The following is a 12,414-nucleotide window of genomic DNA, read 5'->3' on the forward strand; positions in this document are numbered from 1 at the left end:
TTCTCTCATGTGTCAGGCGAGCTTACTCGGCGGTGTCCATGACGCAGGCCAGTTCGGATTTTGCGGTCGCTTCCTCGAAGCCGAAGATTAGGAAGCTGATCACGGCCAGGATCCACGCGCCGATGCCGCCATAGAGCATCACCCAGCCGAAACCCTTGACCAGTGCCGCGTGAACGGCAGCACCGGATGGATCCTGAACGGACAGCACCGGATACGCCTGTTGCAGCGAACTGAAATTTCCCGTGGCGATGGCCGAGGCGATTGCGCGCAACTGCTGGCCGTCGAGCGCGGCGGTGAGCGTTTCGGGAAGGGACCACTGGATCGCTTCCAGCAGGATCAGCCCCATCACCGCGATGTTGATGGCCAGCGAGATCAATCGTGCGCTGATGTCGATCCCGGACGCCATGCCTGCGCGGTTGCTCGGGACGGCACCGGTAGTGGTGTTGGTGACCGACGTATTGGTCAGGCCAAGTCCGATCCCGGCCAGAAGCGCGCCGGGTAGTACCGTGAGCCAGCTCGCCTGTTCCAGGCCGCTGCCGAAACGCATGGCGATAAAGCCGGCGCCCATGACAGCCATGCCGAGAGGAATGACAATGCGGGCGCCGTGACGCCGGAGCAGATAGTCGGCGATAGGAGGCAGGATCAGAAACGGAATTGTATAGGCCAGCAGCAGGAACCCGACGGCCTTGCTGTCGAGGCCAAGACCACCCTCGAAGTAAATCGGCAGGTAGATCATGAACGGCCAATAGCAGAAGTTCATGCCGATGCAGCCGATGATGGCGCCGCTAAATTTTCGGATCCGGAACACCGAGAAGTCGAACATCGGTTGCGCGGTGTTGCGCTCCACGAGCACGAAGGCGGTGAAGCTTGCAATTGCGATGGCCGCGAGCCCGATCGCAGTCGTTATGCCGAGGTCTGCGCCTTGCGTGATCACGTAGGTCAGGCCGAAGACGGCGATCGTCAACGTCACGATCCCCCAGCCATCCAGCCGCTTGGCGTGCGGATCTCGCGATTCCAGAATCCCGATACTCGCCGGGATGAGGGCCAGTATCGTCAACGGAACATGGATCAGGAACACCCAGTGCCAGCTCGATAACGCGGTAATCATGCTGCCGATGATCGGGCCGAATCCGAGACCAACGCCGCTGATGACGCCCCATGCGGTAAAGGCCCGGCCGCGCTCACGTTCGTCCTGATACTGGTGCGAGATGATAGCAATCGAGCAGGTGAGCATGGCGCCGCCGGCGAGACCTTGCAGAAACCGGGCGACGATCAGCACCGATGCGCTCTGCGCCAGCCCGCACATCAGCGAGGTAATGCCGAATGCGATCGTGACCGTGGTGAAAACCCGCTTCCGGCCATAGCGGTCGGCGAAGGTGCCGGTCGCCATCAGCACGGTCGTGCAGGCGATGGTGTAGGCGTTCATGATCCATTGCAGATCCTTGAAATCCGCGGGCAGGGCTGTTTCCAGCGTCGGCAGGATGACCGGGACGCTGGATATTTCGAGGCCGAACATCAATGATGCCAGACAGACGCCGATCAGCGCGGCAGTGTTTCTGGTTGAGGGCGAGACGCGCATGTAAAGTCCTTTTCAACCCGACGCGGATGTCGCTGGTGCGGGCTGACGGATATGGGCGCTATCCTTTCATGACGGAAATGAATTGATTTTATTGATTTCAGTTCTGGTCGTCATATATGTGGGTCTATGGATTTCGAGCCCACATTGCTTCGCGCCTTTGTTGCCGTCTGCGAGACCGGCGGATTCACGCGCGCGGCGCAGCGGCTGCATTTGACCCAATCCGCCGTCAGTCACCAGATCCGGCGGCTGGAGGAGCAGGTGGGGCGGCCGCTTCTGTATCGGACCACGCGCAAGCTGACCCTGACCGAAGACGGCGAGGATTTTCTGCGCCACGCCGAACAGATTTTGCAAAGCCAGGAGGCGCTGACGCGCCGCTTTCATTCCTCCACAGCCTCCGGCGCCGTCCGGCTGGGCGTTCCGGAAAATTTCATCGGCGATCGGCTGCCGCAACTGCTTGGCCGGTTCGCTCGCAGCTACCCTGAGGTTCGACTCGAGGTCTCGGTCAGTGTCTGTCTTGACCTGCAGGCCAAGGTCGATGCCGGCGACCTCGATCTTGCGGTGGCGATTACCCGACTGGATCAGGAGAACGGAACAGTTCTTCGTCAGACGAAATTCGTCTGGGCGGCAGCCGACACTTTCAAGCGGCCGCAGAGTTCATCACTGCCATTCGCGTTCTCTCCGCCGCCGTGCGCGCTACGCGCGATGGCTGTCGATGCGCTCACGGCTTCCGGCATCGATTGGCATGTCGGATTCACGTCGGCGAACCAGCATGGCCTGAAGGCGGCGGTGCAAGCGGGGCTGGCGGTGTCGATCTTCGCCCAGGAGGAAATCGAACCATGGATGATGGTTCTTGACGGCAACGACGGCCTGCCGCCTCTGCCGGAAGCAAAGTACGTCCTGATCAGCAAACATGGCGACCTGATGCCATGCGCAGCCGAGTTGGGCCGGTTGATCGTTGACGAGGCGGGCTTCTGGCGCAACCCGTCGGGGACGGAACGCGCGCGCTTGACGGCGGTCCAGTAAACTTCGCCTTCGTCGGTGCCCGTGCGGTCTACTTCGCCGCGAGCCGCACGCCCATGCGGCCCGCAAGCTCCTGCGTGAACTGCCACGCCACGCGGCCGGACCGCGACCCGCGCGTGGTCGACCATTCGAGCGCTTCGCGTTCGAGTTGGTCGTCGGCCATCTTGACGCCGAAGTGCTTGCAGTAGCCGCGCACCATGTCGAGATATTCGTCCTGGCTGCACTTGTGGAAGCCGAGCCACAGGCCGAAACGATCCGACAGCGACACCTTTTCCTCGACGGCTTCGCCGGGATTGATTGCCGTCGAGCGCTCGTTCTCGATCATGTCGCGCGCCAGCAGGTGGCGGCGGTTGGACGTCGCATACAGAATGACGTTATCGGGCCGGCCTTCGATGCCGCCTTCGAGCACCGCCTTCAGCGATTTGTAGGAGGCGTCGTTGCCGTCGAACGACAGGTCGTCGCAGAACACGATGAAGTGGAAATCCGATTCCCGCAGCAGCGACATCAGCAGCGGCAGGCTTTCGATATCCTCGCGATGAATTTCGATCAGCTTGAGCCGGCCGCGCACCTCCGGCATCGCGTTGACGCTGGCGTGCGCCGCCTTGACCAGCGACGACTTGCCCATGCCGCGCGCACCCCACAGCAGCGCATTGTTGGCGGGCAGGCCCTTGGCGAAGCGTTCGGTGTTCTCGATCAGGATGTCGCGCATCCGGTCGATGCCCTTGAGCAAACCGAGATCGACGCGGCTGACTTTTGGAACCGGGACCGGCCGTCCGTCCGGATGCCAGACGAAGGCATCGGCGTTTTTGAGAGAATCGGCACCGGACGGTTTGGCGGCGGATGCGTTCAGGCTGGCGGCGATGCTCTCCAGCGCTAGGGCGATGCGCGACCCAGCGTCGCGCGCGGCCGAAGCCGCAGGGCGTTTTGTCGCGGTTTTCAGCGCCTTGCCGGGACGCGCCCTGACAGTGGCGGCGGGAGCCTTTTTGGAGGCCTTTTTATTGGGTTTTTTGGACATGAATCAGCACCACAGAACCAGACCGGTAGGGCACCCTTAGCGAGGCCTTTGAGCGCCCGCAAGCGCCACAAATGCATGGGCAAATCGACATCTCCGGTCCCGTTGCAATTGGGCGGTCTGCCGCTATAGTCCGCGCAAATTCGGCCAAAACGGCCAATAGCCTTCGCGTTTTGCCCCCTTGGCGCACGCCTTTCCGAGGACTTTCGAATGTTCATTACTCCCGCCTTTGCTCAGGCTGCCGGCGCCGGCGACACCAACAGCATGCTGATGTCGCTGCTGCCGTTCGCGCTGATCTTCGTCATCATGTACTTCCTGATCCTCAAGCCGCAGCAGAAGAAGCTGAAGGACCATCAGGAACTGGTGAAGAACATCCGCCGCGGCGACACCGTCGTGACCAATGGCGGCCTCGTCGGCAAGGTGACCAAGGTGGTCGATGACGACCAGATTGAAGTCGAAATCTCCGACGGCGTGCGCATTCGTCAGATGCGCCAGATGATTTCCGGCGTGCGGACCAAGGGCGAGCCTGCCAAGGACTCCAAGGAAGAAACCGCCGCGAGCTGACGCGCTCCGACTGCTGCGGCTTCATTAATCTGACGGGTTATCCAGTGGTCCGATTCTAACATTCGCACCGTCTCGCATCGGTAGCGCTTGCGAATGTTAGAATCAAAGGACCACTGGTAAATATAGATGCTAATGTCCCTTCGTGTCCGACGTTTGCACGAGGGGATGCTGCAAGTTAAAGCAAACGTCGGACACGGGACATTAGATGTTGTATTTTACGCGGTGGAAGGCGCTGGCGGTCATCCTGACCGCCTTCATCGTCTGCCTTTGCGCGGTTCCGAACTTCTTCCCTGAATCGACCGTCAAGACCTGGCCGAAGTGGGCGCAGCGCCACATCGTGCTCGGCCTCGATCTTCAGGGTGGCTCGCATATCCTGCTCGAGGTCGACTCAAACTCGGTCAAGAAGGACAAGCTCGATCAGGTGCGTGACGACACGCGCCGCGTGCTCCGCGATGCCAAGGTCCCCTATACTGGTCTCGCCATTCGCGGCGACAACGTAGAAGTCCGCATCACCAATCAGGCCGATCTGGCCAACGCGCTCGCCAAACTGCGCGAACTCTCGCAGCCGCTGGGCGGAATCCTCGGATCGAGCGGCCAGCGCAGCGTCGAAGTCAGCGACGCCGGCGGCGGGTTGATCCGGCTGACCGTGCCGCCTGCAGCGATCACCGAGCGCATCCGCCAGTCGGTCGAACAGTCGATCCAGATCGTCGAGCGCCGCATCAACGAACTCGGCACCGTCGAACCGCTGATCCAGCGTCAGGGCGTCGACCGCATTCTGGTGCAGGTGCCCGGATTGCAGGATCCGACCCGCCTCAAGGAATTGCTCGGCAAGACCGCCAAGCTCGATTTCCGCATGGTCGATGCGACCGTGCCCGCCGATCAGGCCCAGCAGGGCCGGGTGCCTCCGGATTCCGAACTGCTGATGAGCGCGTCCGCACCCAAGACGCCCTATGTCATCAAGAAGCAGGTGCTCGTCTCCGGCGGCGACCTGACCGACGCGCAGCCCGGCTTCGACCAGCGTTCGGGCGAGCCGATCGTCTCCTTCCGCTTCAACACCTCCGGCGCGCGCAAGTTCGCGCAGGCCACGCTGGAGAATGTCGGCCAGCCGTTCGCCATCGTGCTCGATAACGAAGTGATTTCGGCGCCGGTCATCCGCGAACCGATCACCGGCGGCTCCGGCCAGATTTCCGGCAGCTTCACCGTGCAGGGCGCGAACGATCTCGCGATCCTGCTGCGCGCGGGCGCATTGCCTGCGCCGCTGACCATCATCGAGGAACGCACCGTCGGCCCCGGACTCGGACAGGACTCGATCGCCGCGGGCGAACTCGCGTCCTATGTCGGCTCGGTGCTGGTCATCGTGTTCATGCTGCTGACCTACCGGCTGTTCGGCTTCTTCGCCAACGTCGCGGTCGCCATCAACGTCGCCATGATCTTCGGCATCCTGTCTTTGCTCAACGCGACGCTGACGCTGCCCGGCATCGCCGGCATCGTTCTGACGGTCGGCATCGCGGTCGACTCGAACGTGCTGATCTATGAGCGCATCCGCGAGGAACTGCGCGCGGGGCGCACGGCGATCTCGGCCATCGATGCCGGCTTCACGCGGGCGCTCGCGACCATTCTGGATTCGAATATCACCACCTTCATCGCGGCGGCCGTGCTGTTCTACATCGGAACCGGTCCGGTGCGCGGCTTCGCCGTGACGCTCGGCATCGGCATCATCACCACGGTTTTCACGGCTTTCACCGTCACGCGATTGATCGTGGCGATGTGGGTGAGCTGGAAGCGGCCCAAAGTCGTGCCGATTTGAACGTCAGAACGGACCACTAGACTGTGACCCACACCATCATCATCGCGCTCGCCGTCTTCATCGTCGTCCTGACGGTGCTCAGCATTTATGGCGTGATTCCCGCGCTTCGCATCGTCCCCGACGAGACGAAGTTCGACTTCATGCAGTTTCGCCGCATCAGCTTTCCGATCTCGGCGCTGGCGTCGCTTCTGGCGATCGGCCTGTATTTCGCGCACGGATTGAACTTCGGCATCGACTTCAAGGGCGGCACGCTGCTGGAAATCCAGACCAAGTCGGGTCCGGCGGACATCGCGGCGTTGCGCGCGCAGTTGAACACGCTGAATTTCGGCGACGTCCAGCTTCAGCAGTTCGGCGGTCCCTCCGACGTTCTGATCCGCATCGCCGAACAACCCGGCGGCGATCAGGCGCAGCAGGCAGCCGTGCAGAAGGTTCGCCAGTTGCTGGGCGACAGCGTCGATTATCGCCGCGTCGAAGTGGTCGGGCCGCGCGTGTCGAGCGAGTTGCTGGCTTACGGCACCGTCGGCCTGATGCTCGCGATCGCAGGCATCTTCATCTATCTCTGGTTCCGGTTCGAGTGGCAGTTCTCGCTCGGCGCGATGATCGCCAACGTCCACGACATCGTGCTGACGCTGGGATTCATGTCGATCACCCAGATCGAATTCGACCTGACCAGCATCGCGGCGCTGCTCACCATTCTCGGCTATTCGCTCAACGATACGGTCGTCATCTATGATCGTATTCGCGAAATGCTGCGGCGTTACAAGAAAATGCCGATGACCGATCTGCTCAACACGTCGATCAACTCGACGCTGTCGCGCTCGATCATCACCCACGTCACCGTGACGCTGGCGTTGCTCGCGCTGCTGCTGTTCGGCGGCAAGGCGATCCACTCCTTCGCGGCGACGATGACCTTCGGCGTTGTGCTGGTCGGCACCTACACCTCGATCTTCATCGCGGCGCCGATCCTGATCTATCTCGGCGTGGGCGAAAACCGGGGCGGCGAGGACAAGCCGCCGAAACCCTGATGACCGATCACGAGCCGGACGCGCTGCACCTTCCGCGATCCGCGCCGATCGAAGCCTACGGCAACGGCGGATTTCGGTTCGCCGAGATGTCGCATCGCGGCTCGCTGCTGTGCCTGCCCGATGCGATCTGGGCATGGCCCGTCAGCGATCCGGCTCAGATCGATCGCTATTCACTGGCGCGCGTGTTCGAGAACGCGAATGCCATCGATACCCTGCTGATCGGAACGGGGAGCGGGGTCTGGATCGCGCCCGCGCCGCTGCGGAACGCCTTGCGGTCTGCGGGCATTGTCCTCGATACCATGCAGACCGGGCCCGCGATCCGCACCTACAACGTCATGATGGGTGAACGCCGGCGCGTCGCGGCCGCGCTGGTCGCGGTGCCATGAGCGCCCATGACGCCGAAGCGTTCTGCGCCGATCTGGTGCGCGCGCAGGATTTCAAAAGCTACGCCGCAAGCCTGTTCGTATCGCCTGAAGCGCGGCGGTCATGGCTGGCGCTGGCGGCCTTCAATGCCGAGGTCGCGCATGTCCGCGATCATGTCAGCCAGCCGTTGCCCGGCGAGATCCGCTTGCAGTGGTGGCGCGATGCACTGACCGCCGGCGGGCAGGGTGCGGTCGAAGGCAATCCCGTGGCGGCGGAATTGCTGCGCGCGATTTCGCTTCATGATCTTCCCGTCGAGAGGTTCGTGCGCCTGATCGATGCGCACGTCTTCGATGTCTATGACGATCCGATGCCGGACATGGCGGCGCTGGAAGCGCATTGCCGCGACACGGCATCGGCGCTTTACGCATTGCGCGCGCGCGTGCTCGGGGCGAATTCGCCGGAGATCACGCGCCTTGCCGAACATGCCGGCATTGCGGAAGGCCTGGTTGACGTGATGTTGGCGCTGCCACGACACGCTGCGCGGCGTCAGCTTTATCTGCCGGCCGATTTGATGAATCTCCACGGCCTGATTGCCGAAGAGGTTTTCCTGCATCAGGCAAACTCGCCTTTGAAAGAGGCGCTGGCGCACCTGCGCCGCGAGGCGGGCTCGCAGATGGATCACGCGCTGGCGATGCTGGCGGATACGCCGCCCGCTGCGCGCGCGGCCTTCCTGCCACTTGCGACGATCGGGAAGACGTTGGCCCGGCTGGAGACGTCCCATCCGTTCACGCCGCCATCGGCGTCACGGCTTCGCATCCTCTGGACGACGTGGCGCGCGGCGAGCGCGAAACCGTTCAGGGCGTAAAATTTACCTTCATCCCAGATCGGCTAAATCTTCCGGTGCAAGCTGGAGAGCGGCTGCACGCACGTTATCTTCCAGATGTTCGATCGATCGCGTGCCGGGTATTGGCAGCATGACCGGAGACTTGGTGAGCAGCCACGCAAGGGACAAGGATGCGTGAGTCAAACCGGAACGCGCGGCAACTTGCTTTATCTTGCGTGCCTTGAGGCCGCGTTTACCACCCAGCGGATACCAGGGCAGAAAAGCAATTCCAAGACGCTCGCAAGCGGCGAGCACGTCTTCGCTGGTTTGGTCTCGCAGGTTGTACATGTTTTGAACCGACACGATGGGCGTGATGGAGAGTGCCAATTCGAGTTGCGCCACCGTGACGTTTGAAATGCCAAGATGGCGAATTTTGCCTGTGCGCCGTAGTTCAGCGAGCGCTCCAACAGACTCACTAAATGGCACGTTGGGGTCGGGTGCATGAAGCTGATACAAATCGATGCGTTCCAGCCGCAAGCGCTGCAAGCTCCCTTCAACTGCCCGTCGCAAATGGTCGGGGCGGCCGTTTTCGACCCATGATCGGCGGTTCGGTCGCACTAAACCGCCTTTCGTGGCAATTACCAGATCTGGCGGATAGGGATACAGCGCCTGCGAGATCTGTAACTCGTTCGCCTCGGGGCCGTAGCTATCCGCAGTATCAATGAAGTTTACGCCAAGCTCGATGGCCTTATGCAGAACCCGGTTCGCGTGCCCTCGATCCCTTGGTCTTCCCCACGCTGAATCTCCGCAGAGGCGCATTGCGCCGAAGCCCAATCGATTAACCGTCAGATCGCCGAGGTTGATCGTGCCGGCGAGCGCGGCGTTTGAATGGAGAGACTTTTCCATCCGCAACTCCATCGTGTCGGAAGCAAGATAGTTTGTCACGGATGCGACGATGAAACCACAGGCCGCACGAATCCGGCAACTCTGCCTTCGGCTTTGCAGAAGTCTGCCAACGCAACTTCCACATGGTGAGCGGCCGCGGCGTCTGTCACGATTCTCGTAAATTCGAGGTACCGAATTTTCGAGGTGATGACATGGCGACATCGAACAATGACAGGCACGTCGAGCGTGTCGGCAAGCTCCATTGGGCAGCGATCGGGCTGGCCATTTTGATGACTCTGGGGATACTTGCGCTAGCCGTCCGGGTCGAAAATGCCGGACCACCCAAACCGGACAGAAATCGAATCTTCGACAATTTGAAGTCGATGGACTGATAGCTTTCCAGGGACAGACAGTGCTGCCGGGGTTGCGACATCCTGATTATTGAACCGTTCGTGATCGATAGCAGGTATACGCCGGGTTTTCCCGGCGGTTCGATCCGGTATTCTTAAAAGCAATTACAAGGTCGAGTCTTTTGGGCATCACCGGGAGGTTTTCAGCAATGCGTATTTCAAGTCTTGCAGGCTGCTTGTTGCTCGCCGTTTCCATCCTCAACAACTCCGCCGTTCAGGCGGCGGCTGTCGACCAGAGCACGGTCTCGGTCGGCGGCGTGTCCGCGGCCCTGTTGAAACCCGCACATCCGAGAGGTGGAATCATTCTGCTGGCCGGAGGCAGCGGCAACATCGGCGTCGGTCCCAATGGCACGATCGCCCGCACAGGCAATCAGCTGGTGCGCACGCGCGCCGCGTATGCCGCGCGCGGTTTCGCCGTGCTGGTTCCTGATTGCTGCGTCGATGTGGCCGCAGCCGTTCAATACATGCACAGCTTTGGAAAGGTCACGCTGGTCGGCACAAGCCGGGGCACGCAACGCGCGGGACAGGCGATCGCGGCGGGCGCGCGGCCCGACCGGCTGGTGCTGACCTCGGGCTTTCTCAGCAATGCCTCAGGAGGTTCGGACAACGTCATGAGCATGCTCGGCTCGCCTGCTGCGCTGCCGCCGACCCTGATCGTGCATCACCGGCAGGACGGTTGCGCGAAGACGTTGCCCGCAGGCGTGGCTCCGTTTGTTGCGTGGTCTCAGGGCAAGGCGCGCGTAGCCTGGCTTGATGGGGGCCAGAGCACCGGTGATCCGTGTGAAGCGTTTGCTCATCACGGCTTCGCCGGTCAGGATGGTCAGGTGGTGTCCACTGTTGCGGGATTCGCCGCGCGCTAAACGCTTGCCGGGTGTCCACCGATTTGAGACAGGCAACGCGCCGCTGCGTAGCAGTGTCGCGATGCTGTTCAAGGTCCGAATTGTTATTCGGACTTTACGTGTCAAGTCGTTTTCGGCGCAATGCGAGCGCTGAATCCGAATCCGATTGCGCGCCGCCATCCGGCCGCCACTTCGCCTTTTGCGGCGAAGTTCGTCACCAATTTTCCTTTTGAAAACGGCGCGACTTTTCACTGCGAGAGTTGCCGAAAACTATGCCGCGTCGGACACCCGCAGCGTCTCCGCAATCCAGCGATCGAGGTCCGCCAGCGCCCGCGCGCTCATCGCCTGCTTCTTCGCAACCGTCTTCTCATTGCCGCGCAGCCGCGTGCCGTCCGGCTTCTTTGTCGGCGGCGATGCCAGCGGCGGAAACAATCCGAAGTTGATGTTCATCGGCTGGAACGAGCGCGGACCCGCGTCGATGGTCTCGATATGCCCGCCGGTGATGTGTCCGAGCAGCGCACCGAGCGCGGTCGTCGGAGGAGGCGGTGCGATCTTGTTGCGCGTTGCGTCGGCCGCGGCGAACAGACCGGCGAGCAGGCCGACGCCTGCGGATTCCACGTAACCTTCGCATCCGGTCATCTGGCCTGCGAAGCGCAGTCGCGGCTGTGCTTTCAGGCGCAACTGGGGATCGAGAAGTTGCGGAGAATTCAGGAAGGTGTTGCGATGCAGCCCGCCGAGCCGCGCGAACTCCGCGCCTTCAAGACCCGGAATGGTGCGGAATACCTGCGTCTGCGCGCCGTGCTTCAGCTTGGTTTGGAAGCCGACCATGTTGTAGAGCGTGCCGAGCTTGTTGTCCTGCCGCAGTTGCACGATGGCGTAGGCCTTCACCGTGGGATCGCGCGGATTGGTCAGGCCGACCGGCTTCATCGGTCCGTGGCGGAGCGTTTCATGTCCGCGTGCGGCCATGATTTCGATCGGCAGGCAGCCGTCGAAGTAGGGCGTGTTGGATTCCCACTCCTTGAAGTCGGTCTTTTCGCCTGCGATCAACGCGCCGACGAAGGCATCGTATTGTTCGCGCGTCATCGGGCAATTGATGTAATCGGCGCCGGTGCCGCCGGGACCGACCTTGTCGTAGCGCGACTGAAACCACGCGATGTCCATGTTGATGGAGTCGCGATGCACGATGGGGGCGATGGCGTCGAAGAAGGCGAGGGCGTCTTCGCCGGACAGGCTGCGGATCGCATCGGCCAGCGCCGGCGATGTCAGCGGGCCGGTCGCGACGATGACGTTGCGCCATTCGTCCGGCGGCAGTCCTGCGATTTCCTCGCGGCGAATGTCGATCCGCGGATGCGCTTCGAGCGCCACACTGACGGCTGCGGAAAAGCCGTCGCGATCCACCGCGAGCGCGCCGCCGGCGGGCACCTGATTGGCGTCGGCGCTGCGCATGATGAGGGAGTTGAGCTTGCGAAGCTCCGCGTGCAGCAGGCCGACGGCATTGTTGGCGGCGTCGTCCGAGCGAAACGAATTGGAGCAGACCAGTTCGGCGAGGCTGTCGGTGCGGTGCGCGTCGGTCGTCCGGACGGGGCGCATCTCGTGCATCACGACATCGATGCCGGCGTTGGCGATCTGCCAGGCGGCTTCCGAACCGGCCAGTCCGCCGCCGACGACGTGGATGGTGTTTGCTTGTTCTTTTGATTGTGTTGTCATGGCTCACAACTAGAGCCGGTCAGGTCATGACGCAACGTCGATATGGGTCCGTCAGTCGTGATGAGCCGTTTGTCGTGTTGCGAGCCCCAGACACGACAACGCCCGCGCAGGGCGGGCGTAATCCGTTCGTGATGCAGTTTGCGGCGGTTAGCCGTTGTAGGCGCCCGCTGCAACCCGCTGGATGTCGGAGCGGTCAAGCCCGATATCGGCCAGTTCCCGATCGCTCAACTGGGACAGCTCAGCAACATTGCGCTGATAGTCGCGGAACGCCTGGATAGCGCGGATAAATGAGAGCAGCATGGTTTAGTCTCCTTCGTATTCGCGATTCAGCTCTTGGAGTAGCGTCATCGTTGGAACTGAATATAGGGGCAGATTCTGCG

13 protein-coding genes are annotated in these 12,414 nt (G+C 62.0%); 8 read left to right on the plus strand and 5 right to left on the minus strand.

Going from position 1 to position 12,414, the window contains the following annotated elements; all coding sequences use genetic code 11:
- Positions 1-22 precede the first annotated feature (22 nt).
- A complete protein-coding gene (locus AC1RKJ_RS01295; RefSeq protein ID WP_492789106.1) occupies positions 23-1,579 on the minus strand; it encodes an MFS transporter in 1,557 nt (518 codons plus the stop codon).
- A 126-nt stretch (positions 1,580-1,705) separates the two neighbouring features.
- Here AC1RKJ_RS01295 and AC1RKJ_RS01300 point away from each other — a divergent pair, with 126 nt between their 5' ends.
- Positions 1,706-2,602 (plus strand): LysR family transcriptional regulator, encoded by an 897-nt coding sequence (locus AC1RKJ_RS01300; protein WP_492789107.1) that lies wholly within the window; start codon positions 1,706-1,708, stop codon positions 2,600-2,602.
- A 28-nt stretch (positions 2,603-2,630) separates the two neighbouring features.
- Here AC1RKJ_RS01300 and AC1RKJ_RS01305 read toward each other — a convergent pair whose 3' ends face one another.
- Positions 2,631-3,614 (minus strand): ATP-binding protein, encoded by a 984-nt coding sequence (locus AC1RKJ_RS01305; protein WP_492789108.1) that lies wholly within the window; start codon positions 3,612-3,614, stop codon positions 2,631-2,633.
- Between the two features lie 207 nt (positions 3,615-3,821).
- Between AC1RKJ_RS01305 and yajC the strand changes: the two genes are divergently transcribed.
- The 5 genes from yajC to AC1RKJ_RS01330 all read left to right on the plus strand — a co-directional run bounded on the left by yajC (position 3,822) and on the right by AC1RKJ_RS01330 (position 8,235).
- Positions 3,822-4,175, plus strand: a complete 354-nt coding sequence (yajC, locus tag AC1RKJ_RS01310; protein ID WP_019197008.1) for a preprotein translocase subunit YajC — start codon at positions 3,822-3,824, stop codon at positions 4,173-4,175.
- Between the two features lie 205 nt (positions 4,176-4,380).
- The gene (gene secD, locus AC1RKJ_RS01315; protein ID WP_492789109.1) at positions 4,381-5,982 is read left to right on the plus strand and encodes a protein translocase subunit SecD; all 1,602 of its coding nucleotides are present in this window, start codon (positions 4,381-4,383) and stop codon (positions 5,980-5,982) included.
- Between the two features lie 23 nt (positions 5,983-6,005).
- A complete protein-coding gene (gene secF, locus AC1RKJ_RS01320; protein ID WP_492789110.1) occupies positions 6,006-7,007 on the plus strand; it encodes a protein translocase subunit SecF in 1,002 nt (333 codons plus the stop codon).
- The gene (locus AC1RKJ_RS01325; protein WP_492789111.1) at positions 7,007-7,393 is read left to right on the plus strand and encodes an Mth938-like domain-containing protein; all 387 of its coding nucleotides are present in this window, start codon (positions 7,007-7,009) and stop codon (positions 7,391-7,393) included. Before secF ends, AC1RKJ_RS01325 begins: the two co-directional genes overlap by 1 nt.
- The gene (locus AC1RKJ_RS01330) at positions 7,390-8,235 is read left to right on the plus strand and encodes a phytoene/squalene synthase family protein (protein ID WP_492789112.1); all 846 of its coding nucleotides are present in this window, start codon (positions 7,390-7,392) and stop codon (positions 8,233-8,235) included. Before AC1RKJ_RS01325 ends, AC1RKJ_RS01330 begins: the two co-directional genes overlap by 4 nt.
- A gap of 9 nt (positions 8,236-8,244) precedes the next feature.
- On the opposite strand, the gene AC1RKJ_RS01335 is transcribed toward AC1RKJ_RS01330, so the two are convergent.
- On the minus strand, positions 8,245-9,099 hold the full coding sequence (locus AC1RKJ_RS01335) for an aldo/keto reductase (protein ID WP_492789113.1): 855 nt from the start codon (positions 9,097-9,099) through the stop codon (positions 8,245-8,247).
- Between the two features lie 191 nt (positions 9,100-9,290).
- Between AC1RKJ_RS01335 and AC1RKJ_RS01340 the strand changes: the two genes are divergently transcribed.
- Both AC1RKJ_RS01340 and AC1RKJ_RS01345 read left to right on the plus strand, forming a co-directional pair.
- Complete coding sequence (locus tag AC1RKJ_RS01340) at positions 9,291-9,470, plus strand: hypothetical protein (protein WP_492789114.1); 180 nt, start codon at positions 9,291-9,293, stop codon at positions 9,468-9,470.
- 167 nt (positions 9,471-9,637) lie between these two features.
- On the plus strand, positions 9,638-10,348 hold the full coding sequence (locus AC1RKJ_RS01345; RefSeq protein WP_492789115.1) for an alpha/beta hydrolase: 711 nt from the start codon (positions 9,638-9,640) through the stop codon (positions 10,346-10,348).
- Between the two features lie 249 nt (positions 10,349-10,597).
- On the opposite strand, the gene trmFO is transcribed toward AC1RKJ_RS01345, so the two are convergent.
- Together trmFO and AC1RKJ_RS01355 are read right to left on the minus strand one after the other, a co-directional pair.
- Positions 10,598-12,034 (minus strand): methylenetetrahydrofolate--tRNA-(uracil(54)-C(5))-methyltransferase (FADH(2)-oxidizing) TrmFO, encoded by a 1,437-nt coding sequence (gene trmFO, locus AC1RKJ_RS01350; RefSeq protein WP_492789116.1) that lies wholly within the window; start codon positions 12,032-12,034, stop codon positions 10,598-10,600.
- Between the two features lie 147 nt (positions 12,035-12,181).
- On the minus strand, positions 12,182-12,334 hold the full coding sequence (locus AC1RKJ_RS01355) for a DUF1127 domain-containing protein (RefSeq protein WP_002711692.1): 153 nt from the start codon (positions 12,332-12,334) through the stop codon (positions 12,182-12,184).
- Positions 12,335-12,414 lie beyond the last annotated feature (80 nt).

The sequence above is a fragment of the Afipia sp. GW822-FHT04G07 genome (assembly GCF_058800765.1).

Excerpts from the sequence above, each read along its gene's own strand:
- AC1RKJ_RS01355 (WP_002711692.1), bottom strand. The coding sequence starts at position 12,334 with ATGCTGCTCTCATTTATCCGCGCTATCCAGGCGTTCCGCGACTATCAG.
- yajC (WP_019197008.1), top strand. The coding sequence starts at position 3,822 with ATGTTCATTACTCCCGCCTTTGCTCAGGCTGCCGGCGCCGGCGACACC.
- AC1RKJ_RS01295 (WP_492789106.1), bottom strand. The coding sequence starts at position 1,579 with ATGCGCGTCTCGCCCTCAACCAGAAACACTGCCGCGCTGATCGGCGTC.
- secD (WP_492789109.1), top strand. The coding sequence starts at position 4,381 with ATGTTGTATTTTACGCGGTGGAAGGCGCTGGCGGTCATCCTGACCGCC.
- AC1RKJ_RS01340 (WP_492789114.1), top strand. The coding sequence starts at position 9,291 with ATGGCGACATCGAACAATGACAGGCACGTCGAGCGTGTCGGCAAGCTC.
- AC1RKJ_RS01305 (WP_492789108.1), bottom strand. The coding sequence starts at position 3,614 with ATGTCCAAAAAACCCAATAAAAAGGCCTCCAAAAAGGCTCCCGCCGCC.
- AC1RKJ_RS01345 (WP_492789115.1), top strand. The coding sequence starts at position 9,638 with ATGCGTATTTCAAGTCTTGCAGGCTGCTTGTTGCTCGCCGTTTCCATC.
- trmFO (WP_492789116.1), bottom strand. The coding sequence starts at position 12,034 with ATGACAACACAATCAAAAGAACAAGCAAACACCATCCACGTCGTCGGC.
- AC1RKJ_RS01335 (WP_492789113.1), bottom strand. The coding sequence starts at position 9,099 with ATGGAAAAGTCTCTCCATTCAAACGCCGCGCTCGCCGGCACGATCAAC.
- AC1RKJ_RS01325 (WP_492789111.1), top strand. The coding sequence starts at position 7,007 with ATGACCGATCACGAGCCGGACGCGCTGCACCTTCCGCGATCCGCGCCG.
- AC1RKJ_RS01300 (WP_492789107.1), top strand. The coding sequence starts at position 1,706 with ATGGATTTCGAGCCCACATTGCTTCGCGCCTTTGTTGCCGTCTGCGAG.
- AC1RKJ_RS01330 (WP_492789112.1), top strand. The coding sequence starts at position 7,390 with ATGAGCGCCCATGACGCCGAAGCGTTCTGCGCCGATCTGGTGCGCGCG.